We start from the raw sequence: 18,834 nt of genomic DNA, 5'->3' as shown, positions 1-18,834 counted from the left end.
GCGTTATGTTCATCAGTGAGTCAAATATCGATGAAATAATTAGTGTCAATGAGACATGTATTCACACATACCAACACTATTTTGACATAATACAGATCGAAATAATTGATTTTTATCAAAATAGGTGCAAATTTGTAGATATTGGTATGTAACTATGAAATGACGAAATGAAATTACTTCAAAAGAAAATTACTCCTACTAACAGAAGTTTTGCCATTTATCGAAACCAAAAACCATGTTTGGATGAAGACTGGCATTACCACAGACAGTTAGAATTGATTTATGTAAACAAAGGCTCTGGACTACGCTTTCTTGGAGATCATGTTGGTGAATTTCAAGAAGGAGAGCTTGTATTAGTCGGCTCGAACCTTCCACACCTTTGGAAAAACTCTCCAGAATACTACAATAACCTCGGTTTGGAAACCGATACACTTATCTTACAATTTGAGCCTGAGTTCTTAGGTAAAGCTTTCTTTGAGTTGAACGAAACTGTACTTATTAAGAAGCTTTTTGAGAAAGCAAATAATGGGCTTGAATTTAGGGATACTGCATTAAAGGAAGAGATTTTTCAACTTTTATTGAAATTGAATAAAACGACAGGCTTCTCAGGAATGCTTATTCTTATGGAAATTCTTCATAAACTATCTATTACTGATGATATCAATCAATTTGCAAGTAGTGGTTTTAGTGAAGAACTAAATGATAAGGATTCAGAGCGTATCAATAAGGTGTATCAATTTGTGTTAGATAATTTCCATAGAGAAATTCAGTTGTCAGAAGTTGCTGAACTTTCTTATTTAGGAATATCTCCTTTTTGTCGATTCTTTAAGAAAAGAACACATAAACCTTTCTCACAATTCTTAAATGAAGTAAGAATCGGACACGCCTGCAAACTACTGATTGAAAATGAGTTATCCATCAGTCAGATTACTTATTCTTGTGGTTTTAATTCACAGACCAACTTTAATAGACAATTTAAGAAACTGAAAAATGTAAGTCCGAGAGACTATCAAAAAATGCACTTAAGTGGGCAACTTTTAGAGTCAATGGTATAATCACCTCTTGACAAGTAATTTCAAATAAACATAATCAAATATATAAGGGAGATGATAATTAAATTTATCATCTCCCTTTTCTTTATGTTGAAACCTAAAAAACGATAAAGACAAAAGAGTACCCAAGGGGCACTCCTTTGATTGAATTACTATCTTTATCCGTAGGTAAAAACTAATTGTTTAAAGGATTTGCCACCGGCAAGATGTTATAACCATCCAGCTCTTTAGGAAGTACAGAGGGCATCATCATGTCTTGTATACCTTCTACAGACTTTGCCTTTTCTTCCAATTCTAGCCACACTTCATAATCTAGATCTTTAATGATCTTATTAATATCAGCTCTATATTTCTTTTCGTTCTTGTCTCTAGCTGCTAAATACTTATCTGGTAATTGACCAAATTGTTGTGCCGCTAATAGATCACTTTGGTATCGGGTGTATGCAGCGATTCTCCACGCTCCTTGTTGCTCCTTGGATAACAAGAAACGCTTTCTCATATGTTTCATTTCGTTATCCAAAATATAGTTTTGCGTATCTCTTGCTAACTCTTCGTCCAGGTTACAGAATGAATATGTTAACCAATCCATTCTCTTTGGAGAACTGATAATTGCTTTTGGCGTTTCATATCCGATCACCACTTTATTCTTTCTTTTCACTTCAACGGATACTGTCCCTATTTTCTTTGGAGCATAGAAAGCTGATATACCCTTTTTTGCTTCTCCCAAATACTTATTATTGCAGTAAACATCCGCAGGATAATTAAGAACTGTCACCACTTCTATACTATCTTGATCTTTATCAGGGTACATAGACAAACTGGTTCTTACCTCAATATCTGTATCTGCTCTTTGAGTACTGTTATAGCTTTTGTAAGAAGTAATTACGAATTCTTTCTCGATCTTTTCGACGCCAGTTTTCCAAATATTTTTGTAGTACTTAAGCAATAAGCCATTTGCATATCCATGGTGCATTTCGGGTGCTAAATGTGACCCTTCTTCATAAAGATTCCAAGAACTTACATCTATAAAGTCTGCATCTCTAGAAACCGCTTTACCCAATAAATCTCTGAATCCTTGTGTTAGTTTTAAACTTTGTGATTTCAGGTACACATCTTTCTTTTTTAAGGTATAACTGAGTTTTGATTTTTCCGCGACCTTTTTATCATTTTCCTTTAAAATCATTTGTGTACTTAACTGATCAGGAAATACATGCTGAATAAAAGGTCTTTTTCTTTGCTTACAGATTTTTCTAATACTTTCAACACCAGGGTCATAAAATTGAGAGTATTTTACACAAGATAGTGCTGGAAAATGATCTAATACTAAATGGTTATACGATACATTAGGAGGAAATGAAGAATGGTAAACTATAGAAATCGGAGTTCCTAACCTTTTCTCTATCTCATCATATTCCCCAGCGATTTTCTTGAAGATTGTTGGGTTATCCAAAAAATATTTTACATCTCTTTTTGGTATACATTCTTGAATAATCTTACTACTTTCTGTAGTAAAGACAACGATCTCATTTTTATTATTTCTTAACCACAGTTTAGAGTAGTTCGTTCTTTTAAACAACTGGTCCAACCTCTGGAAAGTCGTCTCTTTTAAATAATCTGCTCTCCTTTTGGTCCATTTTGGAAAGTTGATGCATACTGAAAATTGGAAATCAATATCTTTTCGTGATGCAACAGTCACATACTCGATAATTACATCGATAAACCTATTAAGGTAATATTTATTGGCATCTACGTTGACAAAAAATTTGAAGCCATCAACCCCCATACTTTTTGCAGTACGCATCTCGAATTCTACAGCTTCATTTAATGGCATTGGATTGGTCATTTGAGATACTTGAGGGAGGTAACTTCTATACCGTCCTACAAGACTATCTTCCTCTGTAGCCATTAATGTTTCATACCTCATCCCTTTAAGGTAAGATGTGGTATTACCATAATTGAGTATTGGATGATTTGTGGCAAATACCAATTTCTCTGTAAAATAATTAGAGGTTTGAGCAATACTATTTGAAAGAGTAGTAAAAACTAATAGAAAAGAAAGTAAAATAATTTGTTTCATCGTCATAAAATTTAGTAAGTACAGATAGTAATTCGTTCACTTAAACACTTGAAATAGTGCTTTTATAAAACAGTAGAATACAGGTGCTGGTATATTAGTATTCCAAAGTATTTGGGATCAAAAAGTAATTGATTATTTATTTCAACTTGGAAGAAGGGTAGTACACCGATATCAAATCAGGCATACTATGTTATAATCATTTTGATAATTTCCTCGTTGAATTCATGAAATATTTCCAAATCAATCCCCTTTTGACTTCTATTATTTAATATATTTTAAAATTAGGTATATAATCTGCACACTTCTTTCCTTATTTACACCATAAGTAGTACGATATTGATATTTACATAATTGTACAATAAAAAAAGGATCAACCAGCGGTTAAATCCTTTTATCATAAACTTTCTTTGAATGAATATATACAATTTTAATTTTCAGTTTTCTTTTCAAACATTACCTTCCTGCCTTCCGCTTGCTTTACAGTTCGGTAATAATACAGTACACCGTTTATTTGCATTCTAAACGCATACTTCCTGTTTCCAACTTTTGCAATGACTTGCTCATTTTCCATATGATAAGCAGTAGTTACGGTAGGTTGGTTATTTACTTTTATACTAACAATATTATCCGTAGTGAATGTCACTTCTAATGCATCTTGTAACCATTTTTTGGGACACGACCATTTGCCTAAAATCTTATCTTTTGATAGCGTTTTAAGATCCCTATATTTTTCTAATTCTATCGCTAATTTCTTATTTACAAGGTCTATGGCTTTTCGATCTACCCCTAATTCACTAACATACAGCTCAGTGACTCTATTTACAGTGGTCTCATAAACATGAGGATAGTAAGTCCGTAATAACCCATGAGGTATTTTTTCAAAGGATAGTAATTCACATTTCCCTCCTTTCTTTTCAATTTCTTTCTGGAAATTTTGACTCTGTATGATGTCAATGGTATGATCATAAGTACCATGAACCAGCAACGTATATGGAATTTTGTTTGGCTTTAGATGATAAACAGCCGAAGCGTTTCTCATGGTTTCTTCAGTGTCAATCTTATAAAGGTGTGCTGTTTTTTTATCTGGGAAAGACGATTTTTTAGGATCTCTTTTTGGAAGATCATATACTCCATTAATACCTATATATAACTTGCAATCTTTAACGGTTTGCGTATATACACTTGACAATGGTGTTCCTGCAGATCCTCCCGTAAAACCCACTCTTTTCATATCAGCTTGATATAGTTTCGCTCTTTTCGAAAACCATTTGAAAGCGGCATCGATATCCTGTATTGCTTTTTCAAAAGTTCCATTTTGTAGTTTACAACGATAACCTATACCAACATGTATTACTTGGGTTTCATCTGTAATTGTTGCCGCAAAATCACCTACACTCGCCTCGGGTACTTGGGTCGTCGTTCCACCATTCCAACCGCCACCATGAACATTAAAAACTACCGGAAAAGGTCCTTCCCCTTCCGGTAGTAATATTGTTATTGGCAAGGCAAAACCATCTACAGTCTTTACAACCTCAGTTTTTACCTCATATGCCCAAGAATAAGATTGGAATAATTGAAATACTAAAAATAGCTTTAGAAATTTCATTGATTTAAGAGAGTATCGTCGCTGTTGGTATTTCTTTTTTTAAACTGATCAAATATTGCATTAGTTCTTCTTCTTTTCCTTCTTCCATTAATGGTTTGGGAAACAAAGAACCGCCCATACCTACACCTATGGCTCCTACTTTAAAGAAGTCCGCAATATTATCTTTTGTCACACCACCTGTAGGTAATAATTTAATAGTATTTAATGGAGCTAACACATCTTTGATATACCCTACACCAAACTGACTACATGGAAAAACTTTTACCGCTGCCGCACCTAATGTCCAAGCATTGTATATCTCTGTTGGTGTTAATGCACCCACAAAACTTGGAACACCGATTTCTTTACATTTTATTATAACCTCTTCATTAAGAATTGGCGTAACAATAAACTGTGCTCCAGCCATTAATGCTTTTTCTAAGTCATCCATAGAACAAACAGTACCTGCACCTACATTTAGCGATGGATATTCATCTCTTAATTGAGCGATTAAATCTGTTGCTCCTTCAGTATTCATCGTAATTTCAATCGTAGAAAATCCTGCTTTTTGATAGACAGGTATAATTCTATTTAATGTATCTACTGTGACACCTCTTAGGATTCCTACAACGGGAGCTGCTTCAAAAGCCTCCCACGAAAAAGTTGTTTGGTTAGACATATTGTTCTAAAATCTTTCTTTGACCTATTAATAATGCTTTTTCAATAACATCTTCTTCAAAAACTATTAAGTTGTCTTTCTTCTCAATAAGGTCATTTAACGCCAATTGATACAACTCATTAATTTTACCAGAAGCTGCCATACAAATCGATGAATCATACTCTTTTAAGTAACTTAACTCATCACCGATTAACAAGCCACTAAGATAATAGTATGCAGTTGTTTTATCTACATTAGAAATTAAGTCGTGTGCTCTAATTTTAAAAAGCTGGTTGGTATACCCTTCTTCTGCACCGACTCTTACCCCTTGAATAAAATGTGCTTTGGCTGCTTCATTCATTTCACCCGGAGTAACCGAATTGCGTAAAATACTTTGATTAGAGATAATGTCGAACATCTCTCCTGTCATAAATGTATTCAACTCAGTATACTTGGAATCCTTAAAAGATAAATGCTTTGAATGGGTACCTGGAAGTATAAGTACACCCTCTTTCTGAACAGGTAAAAGAGTAGACAACCCTACTGCCTGTACCTCTTCTCCACGCATCACATCATCTTGCGTTCTAGCCCCTGAGACCATCAATACAGATAGGTTTCTTGCTAATGAAAGTCGTTTACTAAATAGATTTTCTCCAAAAGCATCAAAGGGCATTTGAGAGTAGCCTAATTCCTTCATCCCAATAGATGAAGAAATCATGCCTGATGCAACAATCACTTTGTCATCAATACTTGTAGAGATATTAGAAAGTTGTTCTACAAGGTAGTTTGAAAAATACCTACCTTGGTCTACTTTCTTTTGCTCTAAGTATTCTCTGTACACCTTTTTCACTCCTTTGTTTGTTTGAAACTCTTCTAATACATCAAGAGTATCTGTTTTGATCACTCTTAACCTAAAATTAGAAGTACCCCAATCACAACTAATGAATTTTTCTGGTACACTCATTTTTATAATTTTTTACTCACTCTTTTCTGCACTAAGTAATCGTCCAAAGCAAACTTTGAACAGTCCATACTTAAACCACTATTTTTCACTCCTAAGTGGGGCAGATAAATGTCGTATTTTACTCCGTTTTGTTGAACTTCTCCAAATTCTAAAGCCATCGTCACTTCTTCTAACTTATCCTCGTCTTCAGTGAATACATAAGAAGCTAAACCTGCAGTAACATCGTTAGATTTCTGGATCACTTCTTCCGTTGTCTTGAACTTCAGAATTACCGCTACTGGTCCAAATACTTCATGTTGAAGTACGGCAGCCTTCGGGTCATCCATCACTATCACTGTTGGCTTATAGTAGAAACCTTTGCCTTCTACCTTCTCGCCACCAGTTAGTAACGTTCCTCCTTGACCTAAGCAATCTTGTACAAACTGATGTACACCATCTCTTGCTTTTTCACTTACTAAAGGCCCCATATCTGGGTTGTTTTCTCTACCAAAACCTAATTTTTTAGATTCGGCAATCTCTACAAAGCGTTTTACATATTCTTCGAAGATACCTTCCTGCACAAAGAATCGGTTAGGGGCTACACAAATCTGACCCGTATTGCCATATTTCACTCCAGTACCTACTGCTAAAGCATCTTCAATATTTGCATCATCAAATACAATAAACGGTGCATTACCACCACACTCCATCGAGTATCTTTTGATGGAAGATTTGATACTTTGCTCAATTAATTTTTGGGCCGTATAAGTGGCACCAATCATCGTAATTAATCGAGGTACAGTACTCTCACACAATGGAATACCCACGTTTTGTCTGTTACCACATAATACTGTGATAACACCTTTAGGAAAACCAACTTCGTGAGCATATTCTGCTACCATCAATGCCGATAGTGGTGAAATTTCTGACGGTTTGATAATGATAGAACACCCTGCCGCTAGGGCAGGACCCAGTTTAAAACCAAGGTTTAGCAATGGGAAATTATACGCCAAGAAAGCAACAACTACACCCAAAGGTTGATGTACCATTGTATGTCGGTGTGTTCCTTCTCTATCTGGAATTTCGAAGTCTTCTTTTGCTAAAATTTCTTTTCCATAAAACTCTAGTGAATTAGTAATACTCACTACATCCTCATCTGCACCGTCAAAAGTTTTTCCCATTTCATGAGAAATCACCTCTTTCAACAAATCTTTATTTTCTAATAGCTTTGCTCTTAAAGCCATCATTTTGTCTACTCTCTCCTGAACTGGAGTTTTTGACCACACTTTAAAACCTTCTTCAGCAGCTTTTAAAGCACGTTCTGTATCTTCTTTCTCTGCCCAAGAAATTGTAGCAATTGTCTCTTCATTTGCTGGGCATTTTAAATCAAAAATATTTTTTGAAGATGATTCTACAAACTCTCCGTCGATATATAGGCCTTTATGACCATAGTGGTTCAGTACTTGCATTTTTATCTATCGAATATTTTTCTAAGAATTCTTGATTTACATCTACACCTAAACCTGGTGTTGTAGGTACTTGGATCTCTCCGTTATTCACTTGGATACTATGCTTTGTTACATCATCTCTAAGTGGGTTTTCTGTACGGTCCAATTCAATCATTGGAGCATTTCTAAACATTCTACCTGGGTTTTGGTCTAAGTTAGACACAAAGTGAACGGCTGCACTAATTGCAATCCAAGTTCCCCATGAGTGTGGTACAATGTCTTTGTGATAAGAAGAAGCTAACGCTGCAATTCTCTTTGCTTCCGTTAGTCCACCTGATGCACAAATATCTGGTTGAGCGATATCTACACTTTCGGTTTCAAATAAACGCTTAAAACCGTGTCTTAAATATTCACACTCCCCTCCAGCAATTGGAATGGTTGTATTCTCCCTTAGTTTACTATAACCTTTGTAATCTTCGGGGTGAACTGGCTCTTCAAACCAGCCAATATCTAAATGTTCAATTCGTTTACAAAGTTTCAATGCCTCTCTATAATTGTAGGCATGGTTAGAATCGATCATTAGTTTTACATCATCACCAAGGTGTTTCTTTAACAACTCAACATAATGTACGTCTTTTTCGATTCCTAAACCTACTTTCATTTTTGCAGCCTTGAAACCAAGTTCCTTATATATTTTTGCTTCTTTTGCTAAGTCCTCCTCTAAAGTTGGAGAATCTGTGAAATAAAATCCTGTCGCATAAGGATGAATCACTGGGTTTTTAACCCCACCCAATAACACACTGACCGGTAGATTGAGCAGTTTACCTTTGGCATCCCATAAGGCAATATCAATTGCACTAATTGCTGCATTGAAAATACCACTACGACCAAAATCCATTGATCTTAAATACATAATCTGCCAGATTTTTTCATTTTCTAAAGCATTCTCGCCAAGTACAAATGGTTTGAAAAAATCTATTCCAGTTTTGATCATATCTGCTGGGCCATAACCTTCGCCCCAACCGTAAGTTCCATCTTCAAGTGTCACCTTCACCAAACAGATCTTTCTTGAGGCATAGTGCCATTGCGAGAAGTAGAAGGGTGTTTCTAAGTCTTGCGAGAGAACGTAAGGTTGTATATCAATAATCTTCATTCAATTAAGCTTTATGTCCCTTAAGACTATGTCTATAGGAACTGATAGTTATTATGTGCACCAGTCTAGTACACTGTTAGTAATTTTTATAAGTTGGAATACCCTAGAATACAAATGGCAACAATAAGTACAGCAAGTCCTCCTAATAGTACTTTAAAAGGCTGAGAAGCATTTTTCCATTCTCCTTCTCTATACCCCCAAACGTTACTAATAATCAATGCCAAACCAAGCATCATTGGCCATCCAATCACTGGGCCTAAAGACCCCATCAATGCAGCACCTTGACCATATACACCTAAAGCAGCAAACCAGAATAAACCTGCAAGAATTGCCCAAGTATATGCTTTTGTACTGTTTGGTGTGGAAAAGTCACCCCAAGAATTATTCACAACTAACTTGTAAACCGCGTATAAGGCATTCATAGCAAAAGCGCCTATCAACACAACAACCCATGCTACTAAACTAGCATCTTTGGGGTCTACATTATATTTTGAAACTGCCAACTCCGCCACTGGAGCCGCGTTAGAAAAACCTACATTTAATAAAGCCGATAATACACCACAAGCTACCGCAATAGCCACTCCTGTTTTTATGGATTTCTTTGGTGTCGTCTCTACTTTCGGAGGAGCCACTAAGACATCTCCATCGTCTTCCATAATCATTGTATCTTCACTTACTACTTTTTGTGCTTTATCTCTTTTTACACCTGCCACAGCTGTGATAGCTACTCCGACTAATAACAAACCTACTCCTGCAATTACGGTATTGAAATTAGCAGGCAATTCTTCCATTTGGAACATAGGAATTAATGAACCTACAGATGCCGCTAAACCCATCACAATACCATAAGTAATCGACACCCCTGTATACTCTACGCTTACTCCAAAAAGGATTCCTCCAATTCCCCAAAGAAAACCAAACAACATCGCCATCATTAATACGTTACTGTCTGACTCACCAATTATAGTAAACGTCTCAGGTACAGCAATTACTGCCCATGCTATTGGGAAAATAATCATCGCCACTAAAGCATGTACAACCCACCAGTTTTCCCATTTTAATGGTGAGATATGTTTCATTCCTAATCCAAATGTTCCTTGAAAAAAACTTGCAAGAAGGATTAATGTAATTGCTAGTAAATTCATTTCTTTTTCAGTTTATGTATAATCCAAATATCACCTATTTTTTAATTGTATTTATGACATAAATTCACTTAAAGTAGCTGTATTTTGACTTCAACATGTATTGTTTAAAAGTCTAAATGTCAAAATAGGATGAAAGTAGAATTTCAATACCTAAATATTCAATTCTCATTGAAATTCTACTTTCTAAATAATTAAACTGTATTACGCTTATTTGCTTACGGTTATCTTATTGGTGAAACGGTCAACACCATTTCCTAACATAACGTACACAATACTTTTTACATGCTCTAAATTCACATCAATGTCTAGTGATGATGCATCGATTAAACTACCTCTATAGATCATTTTTCCAGTATGGTCAAATACTCTAACAGGCATATTTTTTTGTTCTTTTGAGAATTCCACTTTTACAGCTTTCGACTTGGTATCCGCTGTTATTTTTGCATGACCATACTTATTTACAAATGCTGTAGCTTCAGCAGTCTTTAACTTATTTAGTTCAATCGTTATTGCTGCTTTCATTTGAACATCAAAAGCGCCAACAGCCACTTTTCCTGAAGGGTAATCAATGGGATTCCCAAAGAAATCTACTTTTGGAAACTCAGCTACTTCCGCAAATACTCCTTTTCCTGCTCCTACTACTTTAGGGCCAAACTTCACAATACCATTGCTCAGATCGTTACCGTCTTCTGACATCATAAAGTTGCCTTTTTTATCATATACTTTGGACATGAAAATGGGAGCTAGATCTTTTGATGTAAAACGGTTGGCTACTATACCATGATAAGCGTTATTTGATAAGAAAAATGTAGTTCCTCTCGAATCGATCATCGTTTGTTTTGTACCCATTTCCCCCTTAGCATAATCAAATATATTATTGAAGATATAAGTCTTTTTCCCTTTCATATCGATCGAAGTTTTAAAGCCTTGATCTACATAAACAGAGTTGTTATAGACGTAACTGTTTTCACAATAATGTTCGCCGTTGGGTATTTTATAATTGATCCATAGCGTATGGTTACTTGTTTTCCATTTAGGATTTTCTCTCCAACCGTCATTAACTGATACATTATAACGATAAACAGAATTGACATTTCCACCCAATATTTCAACAAATCCACCTTCACAATCTTCCATATAGTTGTATTGTATAAAAGTGTTTAAGTTTTCATGATCGATATGAACACCATGAGAATCTAGATAGCCTCTAATATGCAAACAATCGTTGTATTGGATTACCGTATTTTTACATCTCCAAGTCCAAACAGCACTACCTCTATGTGGCATTCTTGGGTCAGAATCATCACCTGGGTAGTTGAATAAGTTCTTTTCAATTAAAACGTTATTCGTTCTGATTGGAAGGATACAAGTACCTCCCGTATGATGAAATTCATTATTTCTAAAAATAAAGTTTTCATTAAAATTCATAGGGTGATCCTTTAATTCTGGCTTACTCCCTCCATGTTTTATATGAACACCTAATCGTTGAACATCTTCGAAATAACACTCTTCCATAAGTACATCTTTGATGTTTTTCATCTTGGAAGGATTCATATTTCTAGTACTAAAAAATCGTAATGCTGCTACCTCTAAACCATTGAATGCTTTCTCTCCTTTTTCTTTCAAAACAGGTTGAGGTGCATAGACTTTTTTGAATGTTAGGTGACGGAAAGTAAAGTTCTCTATACTCCCTACTCCGTTGTTTAAAACGTAAATTCCAAAAGCATCTTGGCTTCTTACATTTTCTCTTTCAGTCAGTCTTTCATTATGAATCTCTAAGTATTCAATAATAATATGACTTTGGTTTTTGATAAGTATTGCTTCTTGGTAATCTCCTCCGTTTTCTTTTCCTACTTCACCGGTAATAATAGGTAAAGCACCATCCCCGTACGACGAAATGACAATCTCTTTACCTTTTTTTCCTGATCCGTTGACTACAAAATGACCATCAAAACGATCTCCTCTTTTGAAGAATACTTGGTCTCCTGCTTTTAGTTTAATGGATGAGATTTTCTTTAAAGTTTGCAATGGAGCTTCTTCAGTCCCTGGGTTTTTATCGTTTCCAACGGAAGAACTCACATAGTATTTTTCTGATGCTACTGCTGATATTATAAAAAATAGTAGCTGTAGAAGTATCAAATTTATTTTTTTCATCTTATATCTGTCGAATGCTTTAAAAAATTAAACAGAATCACATCTCTATATCTATAAGTAATCTCTATTTTTATTAGTTCCGATTAGATGTATGTTCTTGAATTAGTGGGTAAAAAAGGTTTGTATACTCAATGAGTAATAAAGTATACAAACCTTTGGGGCAAATATTATTTAGAAGGAACAGTGTTTACCTTTTTAATAGAATCCAATTTCCCTTGCATTAATGCAACGATTTCAGGATGCTGTTCTGCAATGTTCTTATCTTCTGCGATATCTTCTTCTAAGTTAAATAATTGAGGTTGGTGAGAAAGTCCGCCTTTGATAAACTTTTTCTTATCCATAAAATCTGGAATTCGCCTCTTTTTTGGAATAGGTTGAATATACTTCCATTTTCCATGACGCATTCCTAACGAAAATGCCTCTTCCACCATAAAATCTCTACCTTGTTGAGACTCGCCTAATAAAGCAGGTAGCATGCTTTTCGAATCTATTGCTACACCTTGAGGAATCTCCTCTCCTAATAATTCAGCAAAAGAAGCATAAAAATCAATATGTGAGAATGTAGCATCATTTGTCTGACCGGCTTTAATTCTATTCGGCCAGTAAGCAATCATTGGCACTCTTGTTCCTCCTTCTAATGAAGAATACTTCCCTCCTGCATATGGACCTGTTGGTTTATGATCTCCTAATAGCTCAATTGCTTTATCATCATAACCATCTGAAAGCACTGCCCCGTTATCCGATGTAAAGATTACTAATGTATTCTCTTCGATACCTAGATCTCGTAATGTTTTCATTACTAAACCTGTTGTATAATCCATTTGATAAATCACATCCCCTCTTAGACCCATTGGTGATTTACCTTTAAATTTATCTGAAGGCAAACGAGGAACATGGATATCATGAAATGCAAAATATAAGAAGAAAGGCTCGTCTTTATGTTTTGTGATAAAGTCTGAAGCTTTACCGGCTAATTTCTCAGGGAAATCTTCATCCGTCCAAAGCGCCTTTTCTCCACCTTTCATATAACCAATACGAGATATACCATTAATAATCGTATTCCCATGTTGCTTATCTGCACCTTGTCTTAACAACTCTGGATGATCGTTACCTGTAGGACGATCTGAAATATTTTTCTTATAGCTAACGGTAATAGGATCTTTAGGATCCAAGTTAACCACATTATGATTTTCTAAATATACTGAAGGAACTCTGTCTCCAGTTGAAGGAAGTAAGAACGAGTAATCGAAACCGATTTCCAATGGACCTGGTTTAACGGCCTTATTCCAATCAACATTACCGTTACCTAAACCTAAATGCCATTTTCCTACTACACCCGTGGCATAACCTGCTTCTCTAAGCATATCGGGTAATGTTCTTGTATTCGGGTTGATAAGCAATGGAGCATCTCCAGGTAAGATTTGTGCTTTTTTTCTAAACGCATATTCGCCTGTAAGCATTGAATACCTCGATGGTGTACAAGTAGCATGAGGTGAGTGAACATCTGTAAAGAGAATACCTCCATCGGCCAATTTATCAATTTCCGGTGTTTCTGCTCCAATTAATCCGTTTTTTCCGATATCGCCATAACCAAGATCATCCACATAAAAAATAATGATATTTGGTTTGTCTGTGTTGTTTGAAACATCAGTTTGGTTAGTTGCAGGCTTCTGACAAGCCATTACTCCAGCCAATGCTAAACATGATAATAATTTCTTCATTCCATTTATGTTAAAAAAGATAGTTTATTTCTTTGTTATAACACAAAGATAGGTGGTCACTAGCAGCATAATGAACACAATATTGACCTAAAAGTATCTTATTTAATCATTTTTGGATAAAAATATAATCGATAGCAAGTAAAGTAAGAGTTGTAGGAAAAATAGGCAAGAATAAGATAAATCAGTAGCATAATACGGTCAGAACCTGCAAAACTGCCTGCAATTGGTTCGTTTATTTATTAAAGAAAATATCTTTCAGGGAAACATTTAAGACAAAATGTAACACAATTTATTCACTTTCATCAAGAATTGAGAAGGAGTAGTCAGTAAATAATGAGAAGTTCAATAGCCAACAAAACTGCCGGCTATTGAACAATTTTGAACTAGTCAGTTTGTCTGTTATTTAGTATTCGTATTCTGCTTTGATAAGTAGTCCTTGTACAACTTCATGTACTTACTGTGTCCAATTTCTTCTCCTTCAATCATTCTTTTATATGCTTCCGGATGATATTCTTTTATATATTCTATAGGCGCCAAACCAGGTACAGGATTAGGATCAAAAACTGAAGCTACCGGAGCCATTCTTTGGTCCGCTTGCATGGCTTCTTTTCTCATGATCTTTAATACATCTCTGTATTCTGGATTGTTAGCCAAGTTGTCTATTTCAAAAGGATCATTTTTTATATGATACAACTCTTCCTTTGGTTTTGATTTAGAAAACCATTTTTGCTGTACTTCATTCAATTTTCCATCTTCGCTTAATGTCCTCATCACATGCACTGCCGGACGATACCACTCCAAATACCCTTGATGAGCATCGTATGGAATTTCTGGTTTGTCGTTTCTGATATACCTAAATTCTGAATTTGTGATTGAACTCGACTGTTCTGGAATTTCATCCCATAGTCCTCTAAATGAATAAACATTTTTACGGTCGAAATTTTCATCAATAAAAGATTGACCCGTTAGATAGTTTGGTAAGTCAACCCCAGCGATATCTAAAATAGTAGCCGTAATATCTGTACTTGCGATAATTTGGCGAGACTCTTCATCATGCTCATACCCTTCTGGCCATTTAATAATCAGAGGAATTCTTGATCCGGAATCAAACAAGTAACCTTTACCTTTTATGTTGCATCTTCCATTGTCTCCAATTACAATGATTACCGTATTTTCATATAGCCCTTTCTCTTTCAATTCATCAATCAACATCTGCATCTCAGCATCTGCATATTCTACCTGATCAAGATATTTGGCCCAATCTAGACGAATTGCTGGATGGTCTGCATATTCTGGTGGTAGCTGTACATCAGTAGGGTTAACAGGGTGTTCAGATTGTGTTCTCACCTCATTCCACCAATCACCTCTATGCGTAACATTCAATTGTATCTGAGCAAAGAATGGTTGATCTTCTACCGTAAACTCATCGTATTTATCAAATAAACCATAGTCTTCTTCCCAATTACCAATCTTATTGTGCTTAAAATTGACATCTACTTTTCTTCCTCTTCCTCTTACTTTGGTATGACCTAAAATAGTCGTATACCCTTCTTTCTTTAATTGATAAGTAAAAGGTTTAAATGGAGCTGCTAAAGGTTCGTTTCTATTACTTCTGTGGTGATGTGTATTGGTAAGACGTTGATGTGCTCCTACCATCATCGCTGATCTATTGGTTGAACAGATAGACGCTGTACCAAAACAATTGTAATAGATCGTTCCTTCCTTCGCTAATGCATTAAATATCGGCGTTTTTACTGCAGGCATACCATAACATTCAAAGTCATGTGATATATCTTCAAGCATTACCCAAATAATGTTAGGCTTGTTGAACTTCTTTGGTTCTTGTTTTTGATTGCACGATATAAAAAATAATAGTATCGAGCTTAATAAAATTGGATAGAGTAATTTCATTTCAATTGCATTGATTAATTCGTTTGGATCAAAGCTATCAGAAACTCACTTCAGTTAAGGGTGTAGGATAGAAATTAAATAAAATCCCCTCTTATTCTGAAGGATTATTACTTCATTCTATACCTAAATCACTTCTCATTTATATTCTATGATAACCTTACAATTAAGCTTCACCAAAACGAAACCATCTCCCTTTCTAAGTTTTGAATAGAAAAATAAACCTAATAATACTATGAATAAAAGGGGGGTATTTTTTTCTATTCAATCCTCCATGATAACTCACCAACATACTCTATACATTGCTTTAACTTCTATAAAAAGAGAAGCAAAACGAATCATAAAAGGAAAAGCGAATGAAATATTACTTGATCAATTTCTTTGTTTTGTTATTCTGTTCGAGCTTAGTATATGGACAGTCTACGGGACATACAGATTTCAATAACGATTGGAAATTCTTTAAAGGTGAGGTAAAAGATGGACAATCACCAACACTGGACGATTCAAAGTGGAGGACAGTACAAATACCTCATGATTGGGCCATTGAAGGGCCTTTTTCAAAAGAGTATAATGCTCGCTGTGGTGGACTACCTTTTCATGGTGAGGGCTGGTATAGAAAAAGCTTTACTTTAACTAATACTCAAAAAGAAAAAAATATTGCCATTGAATTTGAAGGTGTAATGAAAAATTCAGAGGTCTGGATCAATGGGCATTATCTAGGAAAAAGACCATTTGGGTACTTAGGCTTTGAATATGATTTAACCCCTTACCTTCATCAAGAAGGAATGAATATTATTGCAGTAAAAGCTAAACCAGAAGACTTATCTTCAAGGTGGTATCCTGGTGCAGGAATGTACAGAAAAGTTTGGTTAAATATCAATAATGATATTCGGGTCGCACATTGGGGTACTTTTGTTACATCGACTAACGTATCAGCTAAAGTAGCTAGTGTCAATATCCAATTGGAAATTCAGAATTTCAAAGCGGCTGATCAAATTGTTTCCGTAGTACAAACTATCAAAAATAACTTGGGGGAAACCGTCAAAGAATTACAACATAAAGCAGTGGCAGAAGGTAGTAAGACTATCATTTCAGAACAATCATTTAACTTAATTCAGCCTCAGTTATGGACACTCACTTCTCCACACCTCTATCAATTAGAAACGGAATTAAAAGATAAAAACGGAAAAATATTAGACCGTTATACAACCAAATTTGGTGTACGTAGTATCCAGTTTACTGCAAATGATGGTTTCTTCTTAAATGGAAAACGAACTGAGTTGAAAGGGGTTTGCTTACATCATGATTTAGGCCCATTGGGTACTGCAGTAAATAGAAGAGCAACAGAACGCCAATTGGAAATTATGAAAGAGATGGGAGTAAATGCGATCAGAACTTCTCATAACCCGCCTAGCAGAGAACAACTGGAACTGTGTGATGAAATGGGAATATTGGTGATTGATGAAGCTTTTGATGAATGGGGTATCCAGAAAATTGAGAACGGTTACCATACCATTTTTGATGAATGGCATGAAAGAGACCTTACAGATATGATTCGAAGAGATCGTAACCACCCTTCGATTATTATGTGGAGTATCGGAAATGAAATCAGGGAACAAAAAGAGAAAGATGGATGGAAAGTAGCACAAAAACTTGGAGAAATCTGTCATAGAGAAGATCCATCGAGACCCAATACTGCGGGTTTTAATCAATATGAAAATTCGATAAAAAATAAACTAGCACATCATGTTGATATCGTTGGCTTCAATTATAAAGCAGCCAAATATGCTGAAATTAAGGAAAACTATCCTGACTGGATTGTATATGGTTCAGAAACAGAGTCTATTACTAGTTCAAGAGGAGTATATCACACTCCATTCTTAGAGAAATATGAGAAAAACACAGACCACCAAGTAACAAGTTATGATATCATTGGACCAATTTGGTCTTACCCTCCCGATATGGAATTTAAATTCTTAGAAGAGAACCCTAGTATACTAGGTGAGTTTATGTGGACGGGTTTTGACTACTTGGGAGAGCCAACACCTTATGGTGGTAGAGACAACTCGACCAATGGGTATTGGAACGATGATTGGCCGAACAAGTCGTCTTTCTTTGGACCTGTAGATTTATGTGGATTTAAAAAAGATAGATTTTATCTCTATCAAAGTCAGTGGACAGATACACCAATGGTACACTTACTTCCTCATTGGAACTGGAAGGGTTATGAAGGAAAAGAAATTCCTGTTTTTGCCTATACCAATGCAGAATCAGCTGAGCTATTTCTTAACGGTATAAGTTTAGGGAAAAAAGTAAAAGGTGTAGATAAGGGTATAGTGCCTATTAAGTTCTCGTATTATGAAGGTCCTTATAATTATCCTTCACCCTATCGATTAAGATGGGACGTTCCTTATGAGAAAGGGGAGCTAAAAGTAGTCGCTTATAATGGAGATAAAGTAGTGAGTGAGGAAGTGATTAATACGACCTCAAAAGCTAAGAATATTGAACTGACAGCTGATCGAAAAATCATTTCATCTGCCAATGGAGAGGATTTAGTATTTGTTACAGCGAGAGCATTGGATACTGAAGGCAACTTCTGTGCGACATATAACGGTCAGATTCAATTCTCAGTAACTGGTGATGGCACTTTTGAAGCTACAGGCAATGGCGACCCTGCTTCATTAACCTTACCTGAAAATAAAAAACTAAAGTTCTTTAATGGTATGGCCTTAGTTATCGCTAGAGCTAATAAAGGTGATGGTGGTAAAATCATCATTTCAGCAACGGGAAAAGGGTTAAAAAAGGCTCAAATAACTGTCGAAACAAAGGCAAATCCAAAAGCACTGTAATCACATTTGTAAGTAATAAACTAACTACAAACAATTCACTCAACAAGTTAAATAAACTACAATACTCTCAACTAAATATCTAATTCAAATAGCAGATGATAAAGCCTTAGAATTGTTTTCTAAGGCTTTTCTTATGTCTCC

12 protein-coding genes are annotated in these 18,834 nt (G+C 35.4%); 2 read left to right on the top strand and 10 right to left on the bottom strand.

Annotated elements, in window-relative coordinates; genetic code table 11:
• Window positions 1-167 precede the first annotated feature (167 nt).
• Window positions 168-1,055 carry an AraC family transcriptional regulator gene (locus HGP29_RS11575; RefSeq protein WP_168882566.1) on the top strand — a complete coding sequence of 296 codons (888 nt, stop codon included), beginning with the start codon at window positions 168-170 and terminating at the stop codon, window positions 1,053-1,055.
• Between the two features lie 172 nt (window positions 1,056-1,227).
• Here the strand turns inward: HGP29_RS11575 and HGP29_RS11570 are convergent, their stop codons facing one another.
• From HGP29_RS11570 to HGP29_RS11525, 10 genes are all read right to left on the bottom strand, one after another.
• Window positions 1,228-3,129, bottom strand: a complete 1,902-nt coding sequence (locus HGP29_RS11570) for an endo-1,3-alpha-glucanase family glycosylhydrolase (protein WP_168882565.1) — start codon at window positions 3,127-3,129, stop codon at window positions 1,228-1,230.
• 427 nt (window positions 3,130-3,556) lie between these two features.
• Window positions 3,557-4,735, bottom strand: coding sequence for an alpha/beta hydrolase family protein (locus tag HGP29_RS11565; protein ID WP_168882564.1), 1,179 nt, complete (start codon window positions 4,733-4,735; stop codon window positions 3,557-3,559).
• Between the two features lie 4 nt (window positions 4,736-4,739).
• On the bottom strand, window positions 4,740-5,393 hold the full coding sequence (locus HGP29_RS11560) for a bifunctional 4-hydroxy-2-oxoglutarate aldolase/2-dehydro-3-deoxy-phosphogluconate aldolase (protein ID WP_168882563.1): 654 nt from the start codon (window positions 5,391-5,393) through the stop codon (window positions 4,740-4,742).
• Window positions 5,386-6,336 (bottom strand): 2-dehydro-3-deoxygalactonokinase, encoded by a 951-nt coding sequence (locus tag HGP29_RS11555; RefSeq protein WP_168882562.1) that lies wholly within the window; start codon window positions 6,334-6,336, stop codon window positions 5,386-5,388. The genes HGP29_RS11560 and HGP29_RS11555 overlap by 8 nt, the downstream gene beginning before the upstream one ends.
• Before the next feature lie 2 nt (window positions 6,337-6,338).
• Complete coding sequence (locus HGP29_RS11550; RefSeq protein WP_168882561.1) at window positions 6,339-7,784, bottom strand: aldehyde dehydrogenase family protein; 1,446 nt, start codon at window positions 7,782-7,784, stop codon at window positions 6,339-6,341.
• Window positions 7,756-8,916, bottom strand: a complete 1,161-nt coding sequence (locus HGP29_RS11545) for a mandelate racemase/muconate lactonizing enzyme family protein (protein WP_168882560.1) — start codon at window positions 8,914-8,916, stop codon at window positions 7,756-7,758. The genes HGP29_RS11550 and HGP29_RS11545 overlap by 29 nt, the downstream gene beginning before the upstream one ends.
• An 86-nt stretch (window positions 8,917-9,002) precedes the next feature.
• Window positions 9,003-10,061, bottom strand: coding sequence for an L-rhamnose/proton symporter RhaT (locus HGP29_RS11540; protein WP_168882559.1), 1,059 nt, complete (start codon window positions 10,059-10,061; stop codon window positions 9,003-9,005).
• A 207-nt stretch (window positions 10,062-10,268) separates the two neighbouring features.
• A complete protein-coding gene (locus HGP29_RS11535) occupies window positions 10,269-12,215 on the bottom strand; it encodes a right-handed parallel beta-helix repeat-containing protein (protein ID WP_168882558.1) in 1,947 nt (648 codons plus the stop codon).
• Between the two features lie 167 nt (window positions 12,216-12,382).
• On the bottom strand, window positions 12,383-13,936 hold the full coding sequence (locus tag HGP29_RS11530) for a sulfatase family protein (RefSeq protein WP_211093273.1): 1,554 nt from the start codon (window positions 13,934-13,936) through the stop codon (window positions 12,383-12,385).
• Between the two features lie 399 nt (window positions 13,937-14,335).
• On the bottom strand, window positions 14,336-15,847 hold the full coding sequence (locus tag HGP29_RS11525) for a sulfatase family protein (protein WP_168882557.1): 1,512 nt from the start codon (window positions 15,845-15,847) through the stop codon (window positions 14,336-14,338).
• A gap of 353 nt (window positions 15,848-16,200) precedes the next feature.
• Between HGP29_RS11525 and HGP29_RS11520 the strand changes: the two genes are divergently transcribed.
• Window positions 16,201-18,693 carry a glycoside hydrolase family 2 TIM barrel-domain containing protein gene (locus tag HGP29_RS11520; RefSeq protein WP_168882556.1) on the top strand — a complete coding sequence of 831 codons (2,493 nt, stop codon included), beginning with the start codon at window positions 16,201-16,203 and terminating at the stop codon, window positions 18,691-18,693.
• Window positions 18,694-18,834 lie beyond the last annotated feature (141 nt).

The sequence above is a fragment of the Flammeovirga agarivorans genome, from assembly GCF_012641475.1.
GTDB classification, from domain to species: Bacteria; Bacteroidota; Bacteroidia; order Cytophagales; family Flammeovirgaceae; genus Flammeovirga; species Flammeovirga agarivorans.
This window is presented reverse-complemented; position numbering and strand designations above follow the sequence as displayed.

Coding starts and splice junctions, on each gene's coding strand:
- HGP29_RS11550 (WP_168882561.1), bottom strand. CDS start 7,784: ATGCAAGTACTGAACCACTATGGTCATAAAGGCCTATATATCGACGGA.
- HGP29_RS11530 (WP_211093273.1), bottom strand. CDS start 13,936: ATGAAGAAATTATTATCATGTTTAGCATTGGCTGGAGTAATGGCTTGT.
- HGP29_RS11520 (WP_168882556.1), top strand. CDS start 16,201: ATGAAATATTACTTGATCAATTTCTTTGTTTTGTTATTCTGTTCGAGC.
- HGP29_RS11570 (WP_168882565.1), bottom strand. CDS start 3,129: ATGAAACAAATTATTTTACTTTCTTTTCTATTAGTTTTTACTACTCTT.
- HGP29_RS11560 (WP_168882563.1), bottom strand. CDS start 5,393: ATGTCTAACCAAACAACTTTTTCGTGGGAGGCTTTTGAAGCAGCTCCC.
- HGP29_RS11545 (WP_168882560.1), bottom strand. CDS start 8,916: ATGAAGATTATTGATATACAACCTTACGTTCTCTCGCAAGACTTAGAA.
- HGP29_RS11555 (WP_168882562.1), bottom strand. CDS start 6,336: ATGAGTGTACCAGAAAAATTCATTAGTTGTGATTGGGGTACTTCTAAT.
- HGP29_RS11525 (WP_168882557.1), bottom strand. CDS start 15,847: ATGAAATTACTCTATCCAATTTTATTAAGCTCGATACTATTATTTTTT.
- HGP29_RS11535 (WP_168882558.1), bottom strand. CDS start 12,215: ATGAAAAAAATAAATTTGATACTTCTACAGCTACTATTTTTTATAATA.
- HGP29_RS11575 (WP_168882566.1), top strand. CDS start 168: ATGAAATTACTTCAAAAGAAAATTACTCCTACTAACAGAAGTTTTGCC.
- HGP29_RS11565 (WP_168882564.1), bottom strand. CDS start 4,735: ATGAAATTTCTAAAGCTATTTTTAGTATTTCAATTATTCCAATCTTAT.
- HGP29_RS11540 (WP_168882559.1), bottom strand. CDS start 10,061: ATGAATTTACTAGCAATTACATTAATCCTTCTTGCAAGTTTTTTTCAA.